The 21,088-nt window shown below is 65.4% G+C and carries 20 protein-coding genes; 7 read left to right on the top strand and 13 right to left on the bottom strand.

Going from position 1 to position 21,088, the window contains the following annotated elements; genetic code table 11:
- Positions 1-29: 29 nt before the first annotated feature.
- Positions 30-1,943: a gamma-glutamyltransferase gene (ggt, locus tag CYJ10_RS20040; RefSeq protein WP_101683226.1), complete on the top strand. Its 1,914-nt coding sequence runs from the start codon at positions 30-32 to the stop codon at positions 1,941-1,943.
- A gap of 125 nt (positions 1,944-2,068) precedes the next feature.
- On the opposite strand, the gene CYJ10_RS20035 is transcribed toward ggt, so the two are convergent.
- The 4 genes from CYJ10_RS20035 to CYJ10_RS20020 all read right to left on the bottom strand — a co-directional run bounded on the left by CYJ10_RS20035 (position 2,069) and on the right by CYJ10_RS20020 (position 6,908).
- Positions 2,069-3,073 (bottom strand): Bug family tripartite tricarboxylate transporter substrate binding protein, encoded by a 1,005-nt coding sequence (locus tag CYJ10_RS20035; protein ID WP_101683225.1) that lies wholly within the window; start codon positions 3,071-3,073, stop codon positions 2,069-2,071.
- Positions 3,074-3,350: 277 nt separating this feature from the next.
- Complete coding sequence (locus tag CYJ10_RS20030) at positions 3,351-4,427, bottom strand: phosphotransferase (RefSeq protein WP_101683224.1); 1,077 nt, start codon at positions 4,425-4,427, stop codon at positions 3,351-3,353.
- A gap of 67 nt (positions 4,428-4,494) precedes the next feature.
- Positions 4,495-5,274, bottom strand: a complete 780-nt coding sequence (locus CYJ10_RS20025) for an oxepin-CoA hydrolase, alternative type (RefSeq protein ID WP_101683223.1) — start codon at positions 5,272-5,274, stop codon at positions 4,495-4,497.
- A gap of 110 nt (positions 5,275-5,384) precedes the next feature.
- Positions 5,385-6,908, bottom strand: coding sequence for a 3-hydroxyacyl-CoA dehydrogenase (locus tag CYJ10_RS20020; RefSeq protein ID WP_101683222.1), 1,524 nt, complete (start codon positions 6,906-6,908; stop codon positions 5,385-5,387).
- Positions 6,909-7,084: 176 nt separating this feature from the next.
- Here CYJ10_RS20020 and CYJ10_RS20015 point away from each other — a divergent pair, with 176 nt between their 5' ends.
- On the top strand, positions 7,085-7,726 hold the full coding sequence (locus CYJ10_RS20015; protein ID WP_101683221.1) for a glutathione S-transferase: 642 nt from the start codon (positions 7,085-7,087) through the stop codon (positions 7,724-7,726).
- A gap of 118 nt (positions 7,727-7,844) precedes the next feature.
- On the opposite strand, the gene CYJ10_RS20010 is transcribed toward CYJ10_RS20015, so the two are convergent.
- Both CYJ10_RS20010 and CYJ10_RS20005 read right to left on the bottom strand, forming a co-directional pair.
- Positions 7,845-9,032, bottom strand: a complete 1,188-nt coding sequence (locus CYJ10_RS20010; protein WP_101683220.1) for a pyridoxal phosphate-dependent aminotransferase — start codon at positions 9,030-9,032, stop codon at positions 7,845-7,847.
- Between the two features lie 48 nt (positions 9,033-9,080).
- A complete protein-coding gene (locus tag CYJ10_RS20005) occupies positions 9,081-9,629 on the bottom strand; it encodes a putative toxin-antitoxin system toxin component, PIN family (protein ID WP_101683219.1) in 549 nt (182 codons plus the stop codon).
- 40 nt (positions 9,630-9,669) lie between these two features.
- On the opposite strand from CYJ10_RS20005, the gene yaaA reads away from it, so the two are divergent.
- Both yaaA and CYJ10_RS19995 read left to right on the top strand, forming a co-directional pair.
- On the top strand, positions 9,670-10,455 hold the full coding sequence (gene yaaA / locus CYJ10_RS20000) for a peroxide stress protein YaaA (RefSeq protein ID WP_101683218.1): 786 nt from the start codon (positions 9,670-9,672) through the stop codon (positions 10,453-10,455).
- Positions 10,456-10,473: 18 nt separating this feature from the next.
- Positions 10,474-11,616 (top strand): M14 family metallopeptidase, encoded by a 1,143-nt coding sequence (locus tag CYJ10_RS19995; protein ID WP_101683217.1) that lies wholly within the window; start codon positions 10,474-10,476, stop codon positions 11,614-11,616.
- An 84-nt stretch (positions 11,617-11,700) separates the two neighbouring features.
- Here the strand turns inward: CYJ10_RS19995 and CYJ10_RS19990 are convergent, their stop codons facing one another.
- From CYJ10_RS19990 to CYJ10_RS19980, 3 genes are all read right to left on the bottom strand, one after another.
- Positions 11,701-12,477, bottom strand: a complete 777-nt coding sequence (locus CYJ10_RS19990; protein ID WP_257993430.1) for a BspC domain-containing protein — start codon at positions 12,475-12,477, stop codon at positions 11,701-11,703.
- 251 nt (positions 12,478-12,728) lie between these two features.
- A complete protein-coding gene (locus CYJ10_RS19985) occupies positions 12,729-13,601 on the bottom strand; it encodes an N-formylglutamate amidohydrolase (protein WP_101683215.1) in 873 nt (290 codons plus the stop codon).
- 18 nt (positions 13,602-13,619) lie between these two features.
- Positions 13,620-14,606, bottom strand: coding sequence for a Bug family tripartite tricarboxylate transporter substrate binding protein (locus tag CYJ10_RS19980; protein ID WP_101683214.1), 987 nt, complete (start codon positions 14,604-14,606; stop codon positions 13,620-13,622).
- Between the two features lie 198 nt (positions 14,607-14,804).
- Between CYJ10_RS19980 and CYJ10_RS19975 the strand changes: the two genes are divergently transcribed.
- The gene (locus CYJ10_RS19975) at positions 14,805-15,707 is read left to right on the top strand and encodes a LysR family transcriptional regulator (RefSeq protein WP_101683213.1); all 903 of its coding nucleotides are present in this window, start codon (positions 14,805-14,807) and stop codon (positions 15,705-15,707) included.
- Between the two features lie 30 nt (positions 15,708-15,737).
- On the opposite strand, the gene CYJ10_RS19970 is transcribed toward CYJ10_RS19975, so the two are convergent.
- From CYJ10_RS19970 to CYJ10_RS19960, 3 genes are read right to left on the bottom strand one after another with little or no spacing between them, the layout of a single operon-like run.
- Positions 15,738-16,913 (bottom strand): vWA domain-containing protein, encoded by a 1,176-nt coding sequence (locus CYJ10_RS19970; RefSeq protein WP_101683212.1) that lies wholly within the window; start codon positions 16,911-16,913, stop codon positions 15,738-15,740.
- Between the two features lie 13 nt (positions 16,914-16,926).
- Positions 16,927-17,520, bottom strand: a complete 594-nt coding sequence (locus CYJ10_RS19965; RefSeq protein WP_101683211.1) for a GNAT family N-acetyltransferase — start codon at positions 17,518-17,520, stop codon at positions 16,927-16,929.
- 19 nt (positions 17,521-17,539) lie between these two features.
- The gene (locus tag CYJ10_RS19960; RefSeq protein WP_101683210.1) at positions 17,540-18,418 is read right to left on the bottom strand and encodes an AAA family ATPase; all 879 of its coding nucleotides are present in this window, start codon (positions 18,416-18,418) and stop codon (positions 17,540-17,542) included.
- A gap of 506 nt (positions 18,419-18,924) precedes the next feature.
- Between CYJ10_RS19960 and CYJ10_RS19955 the strand changes: the two genes are divergently transcribed.
- Positions 18,925-19,269: a c-type cytochrome gene (locus tag CYJ10_RS19955; protein ID WP_066738862.1), complete on the top strand. Its 345-nt coding sequence runs from the start codon at positions 18,925-18,927 to the stop codon at positions 19,267-19,269.
- 13 nt (positions 19,270-19,282) lie between these two features.
- Positions 19,283-19,681 (top strand): c-type cytochrome, encoded by a 399-nt coding sequence (locus CYJ10_RS19950; protein WP_101683209.1) that lies wholly within the window; start codon positions 19,283-19,285, stop codon positions 19,679-19,681.
- A gap of 115 nt (positions 19,682-19,796) precedes the next feature.
- On the opposite strand, the gene aroG is transcribed toward CYJ10_RS19950, so the two are convergent.
- The gene (gene aroG, locus CYJ10_RS19945) at positions 19,797-20,876 is read right to left on the bottom strand and encodes a 3-deoxy-7-phosphoheptulonate synthase AroG (RefSeq protein ID WP_180862996.1); all 1,080 of its coding nucleotides are present in this window, start codon (positions 20,874-20,876) and stop codon (positions 19,797-19,799) included.
- Positions 20,877-21,088 lie beyond the last annotated feature (212 nt).

Below are 21,088 nucleotides of genomic sequence, written 5' to 3'. Positions count from 1 at the left end.
CGCCGGAGATTTCCACCAGGAGACACGGCATGACTGAAGCAGTGGCACCCCGTTCCGCGGACCCGACCGCGCACCATTCCGATTCCCTGCGCTGGCGCGGCGCGCTGGCCGTGGCGCTGACCGCGCTGCTGGCGGCCTGCGGGACGCCGGACAAGGGCGCCGGCACACCTGCAGCCTCGGCCGCGCCCGCCTCTGCGCCCGCCGCGCAGGTGGCAATGCCGGCAGCCCCCGAAGTGTCGTCGGGCTATCGCCCGGACATGACCACCACCTATGCGCAGAAGCACATGGCGGCTGCCGCGAATCCGCTGGCCACCGAGGCCGGCCGCGAGATCCTGCGGGCCGGCGGCTCGGCTATCGATGCCGCCGTGGCGATGCAGGCCGTGCTGACACTGGTGGAGCCGCAGGCCACCGGCATCGGCGGCGGCGCGTTCATCATGTACTGGGACGGCAAGCGCGTGCAGGCCTACGACGGGCGCGAAACCGCGCCGGCCGGCGCCACCGAAAACCTGTTCATGCGTGCCGATGGCAAGCCGATGGAATTCTCGGAAGGACAGATCGGCGGCCGTTCGGTCGGCGTGCCCGGCGTGCTGCGGGCACTGGAAATGGCGCACCGCGATCACGGGCGACTGCCCTGGGCGCGCCTGTTCCAGCCGGCCATTCGCCTGGCCGACAAGGGCTTCCCGATGTCGCAGCGGCTCTACACGCAGGTGGCGGCGGACAAGTTCATGGGCGGATCGCCCGAGATGACGGCCTACTTCCTGGACGCGCAGGGCAAGGCCAAGCCGGTTGGCGCGATCGTCAAGAATCCGCAACTGGCGCAGACGCTGCGCGAGATTGCAAGGAGCGGCCCGAGCGTGTTCTACAACGGGCCGATCGCGCGCGACATCGCGGCCAAGGTCAACGGCCACCAGAACGCGGGCAGCCTGTCCGAGGCGGACCTGAAGGGCTACAAGGCCAAGGTGCGCGTGCCGGTCTGCACCGACTACCGGCAGTGGAAGATCTGCGGCATGCCGCCGCCGTCGTCGGGCGGCATCGCCATCGCGCAGATCCTTGGCACGCTGGAGGCGCTGGAAAAGCGCGATCCGCGCTACGCGCTGGCCAGCCTGAAGCCGACGAAGGTTGACCTGCCGTCGCTGATGGAGCCGAATCCGCTGGCCGTCCACGCCATCGCCGAAGCCGACCGGCTGGCCTACGCGGACCGTGGCCTCTATGTGGCCGATGCCGATTTCGTGCCGGTGGACGTGGCCGCGATGGTCAACTCCGACTACCTGGCCGAGCGCGCGGCGCTGATCGGTGACAAGAGCATGGGCAAGGCGCAGCCGGGCACGCCGCCGGGCGTGAAGGTGTCGTTCGCGCCGGACCGCTCGCCGCCGCGCATTTCGACGTCGCAGATCGTGGCCGTGGACAACCGTGGTGGCGCGCTGTCGATGACGACCACCATCGAGTCGTATTTCGGCTCGCACATCATGGTGCGCGGCTTCATGCTCAACAACCAGCTGACCGACTTCTCGTTCACGCCGACCGAGAACGGCAAGCCGGTGGCCAACCGCGTGCAGCCGGGCAAGCGTCCGCGTTCGTCGATGGCGCCGACGCTGGTGTTCGACCGCCAGAGCGGCAAGCTGGTGGCCGCGCTGGGTTCGCCGGGTGGCTCGCAGATCATCGAGTATGTGTCGAAGACGCTGGTGGGCCTGCTCGATTGGGACATGGACGTGCAGCAGGCCGTGGGCATGGCCAATTTCGGCAGCCGTAACGGCCCCACCGAGGTGGAGAAGGGCCTGGTGACGCCGCAGTTGGTGCAGGCGCTGAAGCAGCAGGGCCATCAGGTGGCCGAGATCGAGATGACCAGCGGCACGCAGGCCATCATGCGCAAGACGGTCAACGGCAAGGCGGTCTGGGCCGGTGGCGCGGACCCGCGCCGCGAGGGCGTGGCACTGGGCGACTGAGCCGTGCGCAAGTCCGGTGGTCCGCCGAGGGCCGCCGGCTGTAACGCCAGCCCGAGGTGGCCGGCAAGAAAAAACGGGCGCGAAATTCGCGCCCGTTTCAGTTCTACCTGTTGTGATGGCTGGATTTATGCGTCCAGCTTGACCCCCGCCGCCTTCACGACTTGTGCCCAGCGCTTTTCCTCGGCCTGGAACCACTTGGTGGTTTCGGCCGGGGACATCGTCACGACCTCGGCGCCCTGGCCGGCCAGGTTGGCGCGGATTTCCGGCGTGCGGATGATCTTCACCAGTTCGGTGTTGATGCGCTGGACCAGCGCATCGGGCATGCCGGCCGGCGCCATCACGCCTTGCCAAGTACCCGATTCAAAGTTCGGCACGCCACTTTCGGCAATCGTCGGCGTCTGGCCGACCAGTGCCATGCGGGTGCGCTTGGACACGGCCAGCAGCTTGAGCTTGCCCGATTGCACGTGCGGGTACGTGGCCAGCATGCCGTTCATCAGCACCTGCGCGGTGCCGCCAACCGTGTCGGCAATCGCCTGCGCACCGCCCTTGTAGGGCACGTACTGCCAGCCGGCCTTGGTAGCCTGCTGCACGGCCACGCCGGCCAGGTGCGGCGCGCTGCCGATGGCGGTCACGGCAAAGTTCAGCGACTGCTTGTGCGACAGGTCGACCAGTTCCTTCAGGTTGTTGGCCGGCACCGACGGATGCACGACCAGCAGGTGCGGCGAATAGGCCAGCATCGCCACGCCCTTGAGATCCTTCTCAGGGTTGAACGTGAGCTTGGTATAGACCGACGGGGTGATGGCCAGCGCGCCGACGTCGCACAGCAGCAGCGTGTGGTTTTCGGTGCCGGCCTGCGCCACCATGGCGGCGCCGATGTTGCCGTTGGCGCCGGGGCGGTTGTCCACCACGATCGGCTGGCCCAGCGCTTCACCCAGCTGCTTGCTGATCAGGCGCGCGATGATGTCCGACGAACCACCGGCGGGATAGGGCACCACCAGGCGGATCGGCCGGGTCGGCCATTTGTCCTGCGCCCAGGCCGAAGCCGGCGCCAGGATGCCGGACGTGCCAACGGCACCAAGAGCCGCAAGGCCCGGAAGCTGGCCAAGAAATTGGCGGCGAGAAGAGGTCATGCTGTGTCTCCAGTCTACACTTATCATCAGTCGTCGTACAACGATTTGGATGGGAGTGTAGGCGCGCTTTTCAATTGGGTCTATCGGGAAAACACGTAGACAGTTGCCGCTAAATGTGGCAACAAAGCGGCCGAGAGGGGTGCGGGCTGGCGTGGCGCGAGGTGGCGGAAAGCCGGACGATGTGCGGGTTTGTGCTCAGTTGTCTGATGACATGAGCGGGTTGCGCCCCTCGCCCGCCTGCGGGAGAGGGGCGCAACCCGTCGGGTGCGAGTTTCGTTCAGGCGCCCGACTTCTTGGCGTATTCCCAGCCCATTTCCGCCATGGGCCGGGCGCGCTTGCCGGCGTCGAGGGCCTGCGCCGACGATGCCGTGCCGTCCACCACGCGCTTCATGATGCCCTGCAGGATGCCGGCGATGCGGAACATGCTGAAGGCGAGGTAGAAATTCCAGTCGCCGGTGATCGGGCGGCCGGTGCGCTGCTCGTACAGGCGGCGATAGGTCGCCTCGTCGGGAATGCCCAGGCCCTTGTGGTCCAGGCCGGCGATGCCGCGGAACTGACCCGGCGCGATATGCCAGCTCATGCAGTGGTAGCCGAAGTCGGCCATCGGGTGGCCCAGCGTGGACAGTTCCCAGTCCAGCACGGCCAGCACGCGGGGCTCGGTGGGATGGAACATCAGGTTGTCGAGCCGGTAGTCGCCGTGGACGATGCAGGTCAGGTCCAGATCTTCCTGCGGAATACGATCGGGCAGCCAGGCCATCAACTGGTCCATGGCCGGGATCGATTCGGTTTCCGACAGCTTGTACTGCTTGCTCCAACGTTCGATCTGACGCTGGAAGTAGTTGCCGGGCTTGCCGTAGTCGGCCAGGCCGATGGCCTTGTAGTCCACCGTGTGCAGCGCGGCGATGACGCGGTTCATCTCGTCGTAGATCGCGCCGCGTTCGGCCGTGCTCATGTCGGGCAGCGACTGGTCCCACAGCACGCGGCCGCTGACGAACTCCATGATGTAGAACGCGCGGCCGATCACGTCTTCGTCCTCGCACAGCGCGTACATGTGGGCCACGGGCACGTCCGTGCCGGCCAGCGCCTTCATCACGCGGTATTCGCGCTCGATGGCGTGGGCGGACGGCAGCAGCTTCGACTTCGGGCCCGGCTTGGCGCGCATCACGTAGGTCTGGCCCGGCGTGATGAGCTTGAACGTGGGATTGGACTGGCCGCCCTTGAACTGCTCGACGGTCAGCGGGCCGGCAAAGCCCTCGACATGCTCGCGCATCCAGGTTTCCAGCGCGCCTACGTCAAAGCGCTGCTGGTCTGCCACGGGGCGCGTACCTTCAAAGTGCGATACGTTGCTGCTCATGTTTGTCTCTCTCCGCAGTGTCTTTATTTTGTGATCATTGTCGAAGGTGCGTTACAGGTGTGTGGGATTACCTGTAATTCGGCTTGCGCTTCTCAAGGAAAGCCGTGATGCCTTCGCCGCCGTCCCTGTGATGCAGCGCGGCCACGAAGCTGTCGCGTTCGGCGCCCAGGTGTTCGGTCAGCGTGGCGGTGCCGGCATGGTTGATCAGCGCCTTCATGCCGCGCACGGCGTTGGGCGATTCCTTGGCCAGGTTTTCGGCGATGCGCAGCGCCTCGGTCAGGGCATGGCCGGGCTGCACCACGCGATTGACGATGCCGAAGTGTGCCAGCCGAGCCGGGTCCACCGGCTTGCCTTCCATCAGGATTTCGCTGGCCAGCTGGCGCGGCAGCATCCGCGCGATTTCATACGAGCCGCCGCCGTCGGGGGTCAGTCCGACCTTGACGTAGGCCATCACGAACTTGGCGTCGCTGGCGGCCACCACGTAGTCGCAGGCCAGCACCAGCGAGAAGCCGGCGCCGGCGGCGGGGCCTTCCACGGCGGCGATGATGGGCTTGGGAAAGGCGTGGAACGATTCGATCCAGTGGTGCAGGGTCTCGATGCTCTCGGCCTGCACCGCCGGCGGTTGCGAACGGTTGCCCAGCAGGCGGTTCAGGTTGCCGCCGGCGCAGAACACACCGTTGGCGCCGGTCAGCACCACGGCGCGGATCGAGTCGTCCCGCGTGGCCACTTCGAGGGCTTCCTGCGAGGCGGCGTAGATGTCCGGATGCAGCGCGTTGCGCGCTTCCGGGTTGGAGATGGTCAGCACGAGCGTCGCGTCGACGCGTTCGGACAGCAACTGGGCAGTCATGGCAGCCTCGTTATCTTGAAACGGAATGCTTGCGGCGGAAGCCTTGCGGCAGATGCCAGGGGGCACATGCAAAAAGGGCGCCCCGTGTCTTTCGCGGGGCGCCCACTCGATCAGGCTTCCTCGGTCAGCAGCGACAGGCCCAGGCCGGCGCGGCGCCACAGCCACGGGCTCGGACGGTAGCGCATGTCGCCAGTCAGGCGGTTCATGTTGCGCAGCACTTCCAGAATCACATTGGCGCCGATCGTGTCGCCCAGCGCCAGCGGGCCCTTCGGATAGCCCAGGCCCAGGTTCACGGCCAGGTCGATGTCGGTCGGCGTGGCAATGCGTTGCTGCGCGATGTCGCTGGCAATGTTCACGATGCAGCCGATGATGCGCTGGGCGATGAAGCCGGCCGAGTCGCGGATCACGGTCACGGGCACGCCATCGCTGGCGAACAGGCCGTGCGCGGCGTCGCGGGCGGCGGCGCTGGTGGCAGGCGTGGTCATCAGCGTGCGGCGCTTGGTTGCGTCATACGGCAGCAGCGTGTCGATGGCTACCACGCGCGTGGCGTCCAGGCCTTCTTCCAGGGCAGCGGTGGTGGCGTCCAGACCGAGAGGCGTGACCACGATCAGGGCATCGGACGACGGCTGGTTGCCGGCTTCGACGGTCACGTCCAGCGCGGTCAGCAGCTTCACGGTCATGGCATGGCCGCGCTCATTGGCACGGCTTACCCACACGCTGGCCGGGCGGGCATCCGGCACCGCGCGGGCGGCGGGCACCTGCTTCTGACCTTCCGGATACGCGTAGAAGCCGGCGCCGGTCTTGCGGCCCAGCAGGCCGCCCACCGAACGCAGCGCCGTGATCGGCGACGGACGGTAACGCGGCTCCTGGTAGAACTGGTTGTAGATCGATTCCATCACCGGGTGCGACACGTCGAGCCCGGTCAGGTCCATCAGCTCGAACGGGCCCATGCGGAAGCCGGCTTGCTCGCGCATGACGTTGTCGATGTCGACGAACTCGGCCACGCCTTCCTGAGCGGCCTTCAGGCCCTCGATGTTCATGCCGCGGCCGGCATGGTTCACGATGAAGCCCGGCATGTCCTTGCAGCGCACCGGCGTGTGGCCCATGCGGCGCGATAGCTCCATCAGGCGGTCGCCCACGGCGGGATCGCCAGACAGGCCGTCGATCACTTCCACGACCTTCATCAGCGGCACCGGGTTGAAGAAGTGGTAGCCGACCACGCGGCCCGGCTTCTTCGCACCCACGGCGATGGCGGTGATCGACAGCGACGAGGTGTTCGATGCGATCACGGCGTCTTCACGCAGGATGGCTTCGAGCTTGGCCACCAGGTCGCGCTTGACGTCCAGGCGTTCGACGATGGCTTCCACCACCATGTCGCAGGCGGCCAGGTCTTCCAGCGCGCTGGCGGCCTTCACGCGGGCCAGTGCGGCGTCGCTGTCGGCGGCGCTGATCTTGCCCTTGTCGGCCAGCTTGGCAAAGGTATCCTGCAGGTACTGGCGCGCGGCGGCCACGGCCTGGGCGTTGGTGTCGAACAGGTGGACGGTCAGGCCGGCCTGCGCGGCGATCTGGGCGATGCCGCGGCCCATGGCGCCAGTGCCAACGATGCCGAGCGTCTGGATAGTGGAATTGCTCATTGTTCGTCCAAAAAAGTTGTGGCTAAATTAGCACGATCGTACGTTTTCTGCACCTTTCGCGACAGAGGCGCCGCGCATGCGGCGTGCGCTGATCGGCCATGTGAGGCAGGGCAGACGGCGACGGTGCGGCCCCGGGTCGACACCACCGATTCCATCCCAATACGGAGAGAGACGACATGCTGAAGCTTTGCGGTTTTGCCGCCAGCAACTATTACAACAAGGTCAAGCTGGCGCTGCTGGAAAAGAACCTGCCGTTCGAGGAGGTGCTGGCCTGGATCGGCGAGACCGACCAGGCGGCATCGCCGCTGGGCAAGGTTCCCTACATCATCACCGATGCCGGCCCGCTGTGCGAGTCCGAAACCATCGTCGAGTACCTGGAAGCCACCTACATCCAGGCGCCGCTGCTGCCTCAGGACGCCTTCCAGGCCGGCAAGGTGCGCGAGATCATCACGTTCCTGGAGCTTTACTTGGAACTGACCGCCCGCGAGCTGTATGCCGAAGCGTTCTTCGGCGGCAAGGTCAGCGACCGCGTCAAGGAACGCCAGCGCAGCCTGCTGGACAAGTACATTCCCGCGTTCGGCCGCCTGGCCAAGTTCTCGCCGTATGTCGCCGGCGACACCTTCACGCTGGCCGACTGCGCCGCCGTGTGCCATCTGCCGCTGATTGCGTCCTGCACCAAGATCATCTACGGCGAAGACCTGCTCGCGGGTTTGCCGGTCAAGGATTACCTGAAGGCGATGGCGGAACGGCCGAGCGTGCAGAAGGTCAACGCCGAGCGCAAGGCCAACACCGAGCTGATGCTGAGCCGGAACAAGTAAGCGCCGGCAGCGGGCGCGACGACCACGCGCCAAATTAAGCAAAAAGCCCCGCGGCGGGAAGCCAGCGGGGCTTTTCTTCATGGCGGGAATGCGCGGCGCTTATAGCCGGGCCGGCCGCTTACAGCCTGGCCAGCCGTTCCAGCGCCAGCTTGAGCGTCTCTTCCTTCTTGGCAAAGCAGAAGCGCACGACGCCCGATTCGCGCGGCTCGGAATAGAACGCCGATACCGGAATGGCCGCCACGCCAATTTCGCGCGTGAGCCACATCGAGAAATCAGCCTCGCTCATATCGGAAATTGCCGAATAGTCGACGCACTGGAAGTACGTGCCGTCCGACGGCAGCAGCTTGAATCGCGTATGGGCCAGCCCGGCGCGGAAGTAGTCGCGCTTGGCCTGGTAGAAGCCCGCCAGGTCCAGGTACGGGGCCGGGTCGGCCATGTAGTCGGCCAGGCCATGCTGCACGGGCGTGTTCACGGTGAACACGTTGAACTGGTGCACCTTGCGGAATTCGTTCATCAGCGCGGCCGGCGCGGCCACATAACCCACCTTCCAGCCCGTGACGTGATAGGTCTTGCCGAAGCTCGACACCACGAAGCTGCGGCGCGCCAGTTCCGGGTGGCGCGACACCGATGCGTGCGGCTGGCCGTCGTAGACCATGTGTTCGTAGACTTCGTCGGACAGCAGCAGGATGTCGGTGCCGGCCAGCAGGTCGGCCAGCTGCTGCATGTCTTCCGCGCGCCAGATCGTGCCGGTGGGGTTGTGCGGCGTGTTGATCATGATCATGCGCGTCTTCGGCGTGATCGCGGCGGCCAGCTTGTCGAACGGGATGCGGAACAGCGGGGCTTCGAGCCGCACTGGCACGGCCTTGGCGCCGGCCAGTTCGATCGACGGCAGGTAGCTGTCGTAGCAGGGCTCCAGCACGATGACTTCGTCGCCCGGGTGCACCGCGCACAGGATGGCCGTCAGCAGGCCCTGCGTGGCGCCGGCCGTGATCGTGATCTCGGTGTTCCAGTCGTACTGGTGGCCGTACAGCGTGGCGATCTTGCCGGCGATGGCCTGGCGCAGCTTCGGCACGCCGGCCATCGGCGGGTACTGGTTGTGGCCCGCGCGCATGGCGCCGGTGACGGCGTCGACGATGCGCGGGTCGCAGTCGAAGTCCGGAAAGCCCTGGCCCAGGTTCACGGCGTTCTTTTCGGCGGCCAGCGCCGACATCACGGTGAAAATCGTGGTGCCCACGTTGGGCAGGCGGGACAGCGGCGGATTCAGCGGATTCAGCGGATTCAGCGGGGCAGGGGTCGATTCGGACATGGCTGGGCGGAAACGGGATAGGACCGGGCAGGAAACCAGAGCGACATTCTAGCGGGGATCGCCCGCCGGGGCGGCTTCGGGCGCTTCGGCGGCCGCTGCGGCATCTGCGGCCGTCCGGGCAGCCAGCCAGCCGGAGAAGGCCAGCGGCGTCAGCACGTCCACGCCGCTGGTGCGGCGCAGGCGGCTCCTGAGCTTGAGCACGGCCTTGTCCTTCGACACCAGCAGCACCGCCCGCGCAAAGTGCGCCAGTTCAATGAACTTCTGATCGTCGGTGTCGCGGCACTTCGGCAGGCGGATGGCGCCGGCGTCTTCGGCGGCCGGGGCCGGGGCCAGCGTGGTGAGGCGGTCCACCTCGGCCAGCGCGGCGTCGATATCGACTGCGAACCGGGCAAATTGCGGATAGGCCAGCACCCGGCGCAATTCCTCGCGGCAGTCGGCCCGGATGACCGGTGCGATGGCGCCTGACGCCAGCGCGGCGCGGATCGGCTCGACGTGCGGATCGCGGAAAACCAGCAGGTCGACCCAGACGTTGGAATCGAGTACGACACGGGGGGCGGAGGTGCCGGGCAGGGCGTTGGCGGTGATTTCGGTGGGCATTCGCTACAATCTCAGCTTTGTTTCTGCCCGCGATTTTGCCATGCTCATCGTCCTGTCTCCCGCCAAGTCCCTGGACTACGAGACACCGCCGCGCGTCAAGACCCATACGATGCCGCGTTTTATCGACCGTTCCGCCACGCTGATCGAGCGCCTGCGCAAGCTGGCGCCGCAGGACGTGGCGTCGCTGATGGACATCTCCGACAAGCTGGCCGTGCTCAACGTGACCCGCTACGGGGACTGGTCGCCCGAGTTCACGGCCGCCAACAGCAAGCAGGCCGTGCTGGCCTTCAATGGCGACGTCTACGATGGCCTGGACGCCAAAACGCTGTCCACCGATGACCTGGCGTTCGCCCAGAAGCACATTCGCATCCTGTCCGGCCTCTATGGCGTGCTGCGCCCGATGGACTGGATGCAGCCGTACCGCCTGGAAATGGGCACCCGCCTGGACAACGCCGCCGGCCGCGACCTGTACGCATTCTGGGGCGACGACGTCACCAGACTGCTCAACAAGGACATGGCCGACCTCAAGCACGAGGGCGCGCCCACGCTGGTGAACCTGGCGTCCGAAGAGTATTTCAAGGTGGTGCGCCCCAAGGTGCTCGATGCCCGCGTCATCACGCCGGTGTTCGAGGACTGGAAGGGCGGCCGCTACAAGATCATTTCGTTCCATGCCAAGCGTGCGCGCGGTACGATGGCCCGCTACGCGGTCACGTACCGGGTCACCGACCCCGCGCAGCTCAAGCGCTTCAAGGAAGACGGCTACGCCTTCGACAAGGCCGCTTCCGATGACGCGCGCTGGGTATTCCGCCGCCGCCTGGAAGACTGAGAACAAAGGACAAATTCGATGACCTCGGCACTCCATATTTCCTCGCTGTTCGATTCGGGTGCGATCGAAGTCGAAGCGCTCGACCGCGCCGACGACATCCGCCTGCGCATCCGCGCCGATTCCCACGCCGATTTCCGCCAATGGTTTCACTTCCGCCTGCAGGGCGCGGCGGGCCAGGCGTGCCGGCTGAAGTTTCTGAACGCCGGCGAATGCACCTATCCCGATGGCTGGCGCGACTACCACGCCGTGGCGTCGTACGACCGCGCGCACTGGTTCCGCGTGCCGACGCAGTACGACGGCACCACGATGACCGTCGACTTCACGCCCGAACACGACAGCGTGTGGCTGGCGTACTTCGAGCCGTATTCCGACGAGCGGCACCTGTCGCTGCTGGCCACGTGCCAGCGGTCGCCACTGGCGAAGCTGTCGCACCTTGGCAGCACCGTCGATGGCCGCGACCTGACCTGCGTGACGCTGGGCCAGCCCGGGCCAGGCAAGAAGACAATCTGGATGATCGCCCGCCAGCATCCGGGCGAAAGCATGGCCGAGTGGTTCTGCGAAGGTGTGCTGCAGCGGCTGACCGGCACCGGCGCCTGGCATGGCGATCCGGTCGCGCGCAAGCTGCTGGACCGCGCGGTGTTCCATATCGTGCCGAACATGAATCCGGACGGCTCGTCGCGCGGCAACCTGCGCACCAACGCGGCCGGCGCGAACCTGAACCGGGAGTGGATGCAGCCGAGTCCGGAGACCAGCCCCGAGGTCTACCACGTGCGTCGCGCCATCGAGCGCACCGGCGTGGACCTGTTCTTCGACATCCACGGCGACGAGGCGCTGCCCTACAACTTCGTGGCCGGCAGCGAGATGCTGCCCGGCTTCACCGAAGTCCAGCGCGAGCAGCAGTCACGCTTTATCGAAGCCTTCAAGCGCGCCACGCCCGACTTCCAGGACATGCATGGCTACGCCGCCAGCAAGTACAACGCCGACGCGCTGAAGCTGGCCTCGAAGTACATCGGCCACACCTTTAGCTGCCTGGCGCTGACGCTGGAAATGCCGTTCAAGGACAACGCCGACCTGCCCGATCCGGCCGTGGGCTGGAACGGCGCAAAGAGCGCGCTGCTGGGCACGGCGATGCTGCAGGCGATTCTGGAGTACCTGGGCTGAGAACGGGCTGAGGCGGAGTGCTGACGATTTGCGCCCCTCTTCCGCGAGCGGGAGAGGGGCGCGCACAACCGCATGACGGCGGCTTCAGTTCTTCTTTTTCGTCTTGGAGGACGATGACGTGCTCTTGGCGCTCGACGTCGACGTTGACTTCGATGCCGACGACTTCGACGAAGACGACGCCTTGGCGCTGCTCTTGCCCTTCTTCTTGCTGTGCGACGCCGTGGATACGGCCGGTGCCGCGGCCGGCTCGGTGATCGTGTCGCCGTTGCTGTCGAGCAGCTCGTAGGCCAGCATCATCCCCTCGTTGTAGCCGCAGCGCACCTTGACCGGCTGCCATTGGGCCTCGCCCTTGCGCTTGTGGGCGGTGGCATTGAACGTCACCACCGAACTCACGGGCACCGCCTGCTTGCCGGGCGAGAAGCGGCCCTCCCAGCGTTCCTCGGTGGCCTGGCTTGCCGACAGCGCGCCAGTGGGAATCTTCAGCGCATCATACGAGGCCGAACGCGGTACCACCCAGCTGGCATGTGCCGCGCAGTCGGCCACGTCGGCCGAGGCATTCTCCGATTTCATCAACTGCTCGCGCATCTGCGCGCGATACTCGGCCAGGCTTACGCGGCCCTTGTCGGGTAGCGTGACAGTAGTGGTCGGCGGGTTCTTGTTGACGACGGGGGGCGGCTTGACGCCGGGGGCGCCGGTCGATGCGGTCGATGCGGTGGCGGGCGTGCCGGCTGGCGTAGCGGCAGCCTGGGCGGTGTCGTCGGTCGGCGCGGTGGCGCAGCCGGCCAGCGCAATCGCGCCTGCCACTGCGGCAGTCAGCAAGCGAAGCTGGCTGCCAAACAGTCTGGAAATTCGTTTGATCACGGGATCGTCTTTGCTTGAGTCAGCAAGGAGGGTGGGTGAAGGATTGCCATGATAGAGGAAAGCCTGCCGGCGAAGTTCCTAAATCTTGTTACCCTTCGTTCTAACTGCTTACATCTTGCGCGCATCACGCGCCATTACCTTCGCGCGATAGCAGATGTGCCAGTCCTCATGCAACTCAGGCGAACCCCGAGACACGCAAGAAGCGTGTCCCGAGGCGCAGGGCGCCATTGCAGCGCCCGTTCCGGACGATCTCAGAACGTGCTGGCGAAGCGCAGCAGGTCGTCCATCAGCGCGTTGAGGTCGCGCTTGAGCTTGTCGAAGCCGGCCGAGTGGGTCAGGCCCACCTCGTCCATATAGCGCTTGCGATTGACTTCGAGCTGCAGGCTGTGACGATTGGCCTGCGGCTGGCCTACCACGCGCACGATCTCCACCCCCTTGTAAGGGTGATTGCGCCACACGTCGTAGCCCATCTCCTTGAGCACGGCTTCCACGCGATCGGTGAATCGCGTGTCGCACGTGGTGCCGTCGCGGTCGCCCACCACGAAGTCCGGATGCTGCAGGCCCGGATGCTCGGTGGCGAACTTCGCGGCCTCGCTGGGCATCGAGTGGCAGTTGATGTGGAACACGTGGCCATGGCGCGCCACGGCGGCGTCCGACAACTTCTGCAGCTGCGCGTAATACGGCAGGTAGTAGTTGTCGATCCGTGCCTGCAGTTCCGCCACGCTCAGCTTGCGGTCGTAGATCGGCTCGCCGGTGTCCAGCACGCGCCAGACCAGTCCCTTGCCCAGGCGCGTCTTGGACGTTTCCTGTTTCGGGCCGGGCCAGGGCGCGTCCAGCAGCGCCTCGTCGATTTCCTGCAGGCCGCGGTTGGCGTCGAGGTAGCTGCGCGGACAGCCGGCGGCCAGCAGCGGGATGCCGCGTGCCGGGGCATCGGCGTAGAGCTGTTCCACGAACGTGTCTTCCGCCTGCCGCAGCAGCGGCAGGGGCAGGTTGCTGGCGAAGCGGAAGTCCGCCGGGTACGTGGTGCAGCTATGGGGTGAGTCAAGAAAGAGCGGGCCGCTCTCGCCTTCCGGCATCTGCAGGAAGTAAGGGCTTTCCGCGGTCTTTCGTTCTGCGTCGGTCATACGAACTGCCGGTGAGGGTTAGTCCAGCGAAATCTTGGCGGCGGCTGCCACCTTCTTGTTCTTGGCCACTTCGGTGGCGATCTGTTGCGCGAAGTGCTGCGGCGTGTCGCCCACCGGGGTGGCGCCCAGCTTTTCGAGCTTGGCCTTCACCTCGGGCATGGCCAGCACCTTGATGGCGGCGGCGTTCAGCTTGGCCTGGATGTCGGCCGGCAGCTTGGCCGGTGCGATCAGGCCAAACCAGGCGGCGTCGTTCACTTCGGGCAGGCCCAGTTCGGCGAAGGTCGGCACGTTCGGCAGGGCAGCCACGCGCTTGGGTGCGGCCACGGCCAGCGCACGCAGCTTGCCGCCTTCGATGAACGGCAGCGACGACGGCAGGTTGTCGAACAGGATCTGCACCTGGCCGGCCAGCGCGTCGTTCAGCGCCGGGCCCACGCCCTTGTACGGCACGTGCAGCAGTTCGGTCTTGCTGCTCATCTTGAACAGCTCGCCCATCATGTGCGACACGCTGCCGTTGCCGGCCGAGCCGTAGGCCAGCTTGTTCGGCTCGGACTTGGCCAGCGCGATGAACGACTTCATGTCGGTGGCCTTCACGCCCGGGTGGATGCTCATCACGTTCGGCACCGATGCCAGGTTCGTGATCGTGGTGAAGTCCTTGGTGGCGTCGTACGACAGGCGCGGGTACACGGCCGGGTTGATACCATGCGTGGAAGCGGTGGCAATGCCCAGCGTGTAGCCGTCCGGCGTGGCCTTGGCCAGGTAGCCGGTGCCGATGCTGCCGCCGGCGCCGCCGCGGTTATCCACCACCACGACCTGGCCCAGTTGCTGGCCCAGCTTGTCGGCAACGATACGCGCGACGATATCGGTGGTGCCGCCGGCCGGGAACGGCACGACGAGCGTGATCGGCTTGGTCGGGTAGGTGCCCTGGGCAAAGGCGGGCAGGGTCAGGCCGGCAGCAGCAAAGGCAGTGGCGGCGGCCAGGATCTTGAGCAGGGGACGGCGTTGCATCGAAAGGAATCCGGTCGAAAGGTAATGGAAAGGAGGGAAAGGCCGGTCTCTGCGGACCTGATGGTTAGCCTCGAATGCCTTGCAATAAGGGGGCAATGCAAAAATCGTGCGTCCTGATTCTGCGCGCCATGCAAGTTCGTCGCAAACGATTTAAAATCCCTAGCTCATTCCATCTGGTATTGAAGTAAGGGGTGCGGTATGCGGCGCTTGTGTCCGTCGATGACCGAGTTGATGGCCTTCGAGGCGGCGGCGCGGCATAGCAGTTTTACGGTGGCGGCGCGCGAACTGCATGTGACGCAGGGCGCGGTCAGCAAGCAGGTGCGGAGCCTGGAGGCGTTCCTGGGCGTGGAACTGTTCGAGCGGGTACGTCAGCGGCTGTTGCTGACCGAGGCCGGCGCGCGCTATCTGGAGCGCATCGGGCCCAGTCTTGGCGAGATCGAGGCCGCCAGCGTGGAACTGATTGCACGCCAGGGGCGCGGCGGCATCCTGCATATCGCCAGCATGCCCACGCTCGGTGCGAAATGGCTGATTCCTCGGCTGCCACAGTTCTTTGCCAGGCATCCCGAGGTCACGCTGGAATTCGTGCCCCATGCGCAGGGCTACGATTTTTCCCAACCCGATCTCGATGCGGCTATCCGCTTTGGCGATGGAGTCTGGCCGGGCAGCCTGGCCGATTACATGACCGGCCGCGAGGTGCTGCCGGTCTGCCGCCCGGGACTGCTCGTCCAGGAGCCCGATGGCGTGGCGAAGGCGCCGGCCGCGCTGCTCAAATATCCGCTGCTGCACCACACGACCGTGCCCGAGGCATGGCCCGACTGGCTGTCGGAGCTTGGGGTATCGACGCGGAAGGCATGGAGCGGGGCGCGCTTCGACCAGTTCACGCTGCTGACGCAGGCGGCCATGTCCGGGCTGGGCATTGCGCTGATCCCGCGCTGCCTGATCGAGGAGGAACTGGCCACCGGCACGCTGATCGTGGCGCACCCGGCGCGCGTGCTGGCCAGGAAGGGCTACTACCTGTGCTATCCGGAGCAGAAGGCCCACCTGCCGGCGCTGCTGACCTTCCGGAAGTGGCTGATGGAAGGCGTCGACGTGGTGGCGTGACCGGCCAGCCGCGCCACCGCCACCGGCTGATTACTTCGACAGCACCTTCATCGCTTCTTCCAGCCCCGCCAGCGTTACCGGATACATGCGGTTCTTCATGATCTGGTTGATGACCGTGATCGACTGGCGGTATTGCCACAGGCCTTCCGGCTCGGGATTGAGCCAGACGAAGCGCGGGAACTGCTCGATCATGCGATTGAGCCAGACCGCGCCGGCTTCGGGGTTGTTGTACTCCACCGAGCCGCCCGGCTGCAGGATTTCGTAAGGGCTCATCGTCGCGTCGCCGACGAAGATCACCTTGTAGTCCGGCGTGTACTTGTGCATCAGATCCCACGTGGCGATCTTTTCCGCGTGACGGCGCCGGTTGTTCTTCCACACGTAGTCGTACAGGCAGTTGTGGAAGTAGTAGTACTCCAGGTGCTTGAACTCGGTCTTGGTGGCCGAAAACAGCTCTTCCACGCGCTTGATGTGGTCGTCCATCGAGCCGCCCACATCCATCAGCATCAGCACCTTGACCTTGTTGTGGCGCTCGGGCCGCAGCTTGATGTCGAGCATGCCGGCGTTGGCCGCCGTGGAGTGGATCGTGTCGTCGAGGTCAAGTTCGGTGTCGGCGCCCTCGCGCGCAAACCGGCGCAGGCGGCGCAGTGCCACCTTGATGTTGCGCGTGCCCAGTTCCACCTGGTCGTCGTAGTCCTTGTAGGCGCGCGTTTCCCAGACCTTGATCGCGGTGCGGTTGCCCTTGGACGGGCCGCCGATGCGGATGCCCTCGGGGTTGTAGCCGCCATGGCCAAACGGCGATGTGCCGCCCGTGCCGATCCACTTGTTGCCGCCTTCGTGCTTTTCCTTCTGCTCGTCCATCAGCTGCTTCAGGCGTTCCATGAGCTTGTCGAGCCCGCCCATGGCCTCGATCTTGGCCTTTTCCTCGGCGGACAGCTCGCGCTCCAGCGTCTTCTGCAGCCAGTCCAGCGGAATGTCGCTCTTCCAGTCCACCAGGCTTTCCACGCCCTTGAAGTAGGCGGCAAAGGTCTGGTCGAACTTGTCGAAGTGCTTCTCGTCCTTGATCAGCGTCATGCGGGACAGGTAGTAGAACTCGTCGATCGACGGCGAAATGACCTGCGCGCGCAGCGCTTCGAGCATGGTCAGGTATTCCTTGACCGATACCGGCAGCTTGGCGTGGCGCAACGAGAAGAAAAAGTCGATCAGCATGGCTTGACTCCGATCAACGCGGACGTTCGAGCTGGTACTGCAGATGCGCGCGCACCGTGGGCCATTCGCTGGCGATGATCGAGAAGACCACCGTGTCGCGGAACGATCCGTCGGGCATGCGCAGATGGTTGCGCAGCACGCCGTCCTGCTTGGCGCCCAGGCGCGCGATGGCCGCGCGGCTCTGGTGGTTCATCCAGTGCGTGCGGAATTCCACGGCAATGCAGTCGAGCGTCTCGAACGCATGGCGCAGCAGCATCAGCTTGCACTCGGTGTTGAGCGCGGTACGTTGCACGCGCTTGGCGTACCACGTGGAGCCGATTTCCACACGGCGGTTCTTGCCGTCGATATTCATGTACGTGGTCATGCCGGCCACGCGGCCATCGGCATCGAGCACCGTGAAAGGCTGCATCGAATCCTGCGTCTGCAGGCCCAGGCGGCGCTCGATCTCGGCGGCCATGCGGTCGGGCGAGGGCACGCTGGTGTACCACAGGCGGAACAGTTCGCCGTCGGCGGCGGCCTCGCGCAGGCCGGGCAGGTGCTCGGCCGACAGCGGCGCCAGCGTGGCGTGTTGCCCGGTCAGCGTGACGGGCTGGACGAACTTCGTCATCGTCATTCGCCTATCTTGGTCAGCGGTTGGCGCGGTTCATGAACACCAGGCGCTCGAACAGGTGCACGTCCTGCTCGTTTTTAAGCAAAGCGCCATGCAAGGGCGGAATGGCGGCCTTGCGGTCAGGGCTGCGCAGCGCTTCGGCGGGGATGTCCTCGGCCATCAGCAGCTTGAGCCAGTCGATCAGTTCCGACGTGCTGGGCTTCTTCTTCAGGCCCGGCAGGTTGCGCATTTCGTAGAACGCCTCCAGCGCCGCGGTCACCAGTTCGCGCTTGATGCCGGGGTAGTGGACGTCGACGATCTGCTGCATCGTTTCGGCGTCGGGGAACTTGATGTAGTGGAAGAAGCAGCGGCGCAGGAAGGCGTCGGGCAGTTCCTTCTCGTTGTTCGACGTGATGATGACCAGCGGGCGGTGGCGGGCCTTGATCAGTTCGCGCGTCTCGTAGACGTAGAACTCCATGCGGTCCAGTTCGCGCAGCAGGTCGTTCGGGAATTCGATATCGGCCTTGTCGATCTCGTCGATCAGCAGCACCACGGGCTGCTCGGCCTCGAAAGCCTGCCAGAGCACGCCCTTGACGATGTAGTTCTTGATGTCGTGGACGCGGTCGTCGCCAAGCTGGGAGTCGCGCAGACGCGACACCGCATCGTATTCGTACAGGCCCTGCTGGGCCTTGGTGGTCGACTTGATGTGCCACTGCATCAGCGGCATGCCCAGGGCGGCGGCCACTTCCTCGGCCAGCATGGTCTTGCCGGTGCCGGGCTCGCCCTTGATCAGCAGCGGACGCTGCAGCGTGCGGGCGGCGTTGACGGCCAGCTTCAGGTCGTCGGTGGCCACATACTGGGCGCTACCCTCGAACTTGACCTGCTGGGACGGATTGGCGTTGGCGGAGGTGGACATGAGGCAACCTGGGTGTATCGCTGCCGGCCTGCCAGGCAGGCCGGTCGAATGACAATGGGAAACAACAACCGGCTGGGCCGAAATCCTGCAACAACGGGCGGCAACAACCCGAAATTCGGCCGGAATGGGCCAGTATAAGAGCAGATCGACATTCGCGTTCAGTGGGGCTCACCCCAAGGCGCACGCCGTGGACTGGCGCGTGCACGCTGCGGTACAATGCGCCGGTTTGACGCGCCCCCCAGTCAATATCCTCCTCACGCCCGGCAGTTCTGTCACCAGAGACATGGCAGATCACCGGGAGGCGGCAACAGCGCGAGATGGTTGCAGAATGGTGTTAGAGCACCGCGGCACATCAACATATCGCCCCGGCTGCGCCTTTGTCTGACCGGCTTCGCCCGTGACAGATCTCCGGCAATCCGCTCCCCATCCCCATTCGTAGCAAATCGTCTGGCGCTCCAGCAGGGGCAGGTCACACGCGGTTTAACACTTCCCAATCAGCTACGAAAATGAAAAAGCTCCTCACGATGGTAGTGTTGGGCGCGGCCGCAACGGCAGCGCATGCCCAGGACAAGGGCAATGTCGACACCGCCCGCGACAAAGTGGCCATGTGCATCGGCTGCCATGGCATTCCGGGTTACCGTGCGTCGTTCCCCGAGGTCTATCAGGTGCCCATGCTTGGCGGCCAGAGCGCCAAGTACATCGAGAACGCGCTGCACGGCTACAAGAAGGGTGATCGCAAGCATCCGACCATGCGGGGGATTGCCGACAGCCTGTCCGACCAGGACATCGCCGCCGTGGCTGCGTACTACTCGCAGCAGAAGGGCGACACGCAGAACAATCCGCTCAAGTAAAAGGCCCCCGATCATGAAGATGCTGAAAGCTGTTTCGTTCGTGCTGGGTGCTGTCGCGCTTGGCGCCGCTGCCATGTCCGCCTCGGCGGCGGATATCACGGCCGGCAAGGCGCTGGTGGAAAAGGGCGGCTGCGTGGCCTGCCATGGCAAGGACCTGAACGCGCCGATTTCCCCCGACTATCCGAAGCTGGCTGGCCAGCATCCGGACTACCTCTATCACGCGCTGGCGTCCTACCAGATCAGCGGCAACCCGCTGGTGGGCCGCACCAATGCCATCATGGCCGGCCAGGTCAACAGCAATCCGGCCGTGACCGACAAGCATGGCAAGCCGCGCCCGTTCACGCGTGCCGAGCTGAAGGACATCGCCGCCTATATCGGCTCGCTGAAAGGCGATCTGGTGCTGAAGAAGTAAGCGCCGTCGCGGTGCCGTTGCAGAAAGCCGCCCTCCGGGGCGGTTTTTTCGTGGAGACGCCAAAAAACAACGCCGACCCGAGGGTCGGCGTTGTGCCTTATCGCGCGGCAGCCAGTCAGTTGCCGCTGCCCGTGGCCAGGCGGCGCTGCTTCACCGCGTTGGACAGCGTTTCCAGGATCGACAGCGAATCGTCCCAGCCGATGCAGGCGTCGGTCACCGACTGGCCGTAGGTCAGGTCTTCCACCGGCGTGCCCTGGACGTGGTCCTGGCGACCGGCCACCAGGTGCGATTCCACCATGACGCCGATGATGCGTTGGTCGCCACCGGCCACCTGGCGGCCGATGTCCTCGCAGACCGGCAGCTGGTTTTCATGCTTCTTGCTGCTGTTGGCGTGCGAAGCATCGATCATCAGGCGCGCGGCCAGACCGGCCTTGGAGATCGCGTCGCACGCTTCCGCCACGCTGGCGGCGTCGTAGTTCGGCGTTTTGCCACCGCGCAGGATGATGTGGCAGTCCTCGTTGCCCGCCGTCGACACGATGGCCGAGTGGCCGCCCTTGGTCACCGACAGGAAATGGTGCGGCTGCGAGGCGGCCTTGATCGCGTCGACGGCGATCTTCACGTTGCCGTCGGTACCGTTCTTGAAGCCGACCGGGCACGACAGTCCCGACGCCAGTTCGCGGTGCACCTGCGATTCCGTGGTGCGGGCGCCGATGGCACCCCAGCTGACCAGGTCGGCAATATATTGCGGGCTGATCATGTCCAGGTACTCGGTGCCCGTCGGCACGCCCATTTCGCTGATGTTCAGCAGCACTTCGCGTGCGGTGCGCAGGCCGTCGTTGATCTTGAAGCTGCCATCCATGTGCGGATCGTTGATCAGCCCCTTCCAGCCCACCGTGGTGCGCGGCTTCTCGAAATAGACCCGCATGACGACCTCGAGCTCGCCTGCGAAGCGATCGCGCTGCACCTTCAGCAGCTTGGCGTATTCCAGCGCCGCGCGCGTGTCATGGATCGAGCACGGTCCGATGATGACGATCAGGCGGTCATCCATGCCATGCAGGATGCGGTGCATGGCCTGGCGGGCGCCGTAGATCACGTCGGACGCCGCCTCGGAGCAGGCGAACTCGCGGATCAGGTGCGCGGGCGGCAGCAGTTCCTTGAGTTCTCGAATACGCAGGTCGTCGGTGTTCTTCAGCATGATGGCTCCGGGTCTTGTGAGGTCGTTGGTCTGGTTGGGGTTCTGCGCGGCGACCGGCGGGCATAAAAAAACCGCCAGGGTTGCTGGCGGTTTCTTTGTATTCGGGGTTGCTTACAGCTGTCCCTCTCTATCCGCCAGCGGTGTGAGATGCCAAAAAAAGTAAAAGTAAAACTTGGCGGACATGGCGGAAATCGGATCGGCTGTAGCTGGCT

This window comes from Cupriavidus pauculus (genome assembly GCF_002858765.1).
GTDB lineage: Bacteria > Pseudomonadota > Gammaproteobacteria > Burkholderiales > Burkholderiaceae > Cupriavidus > Cupriavidus pauculus_B.
Note: the sequence above shows the minus strand (reverse complement) of the source record. Positions and strands in the feature narration are given on the sequence as shown.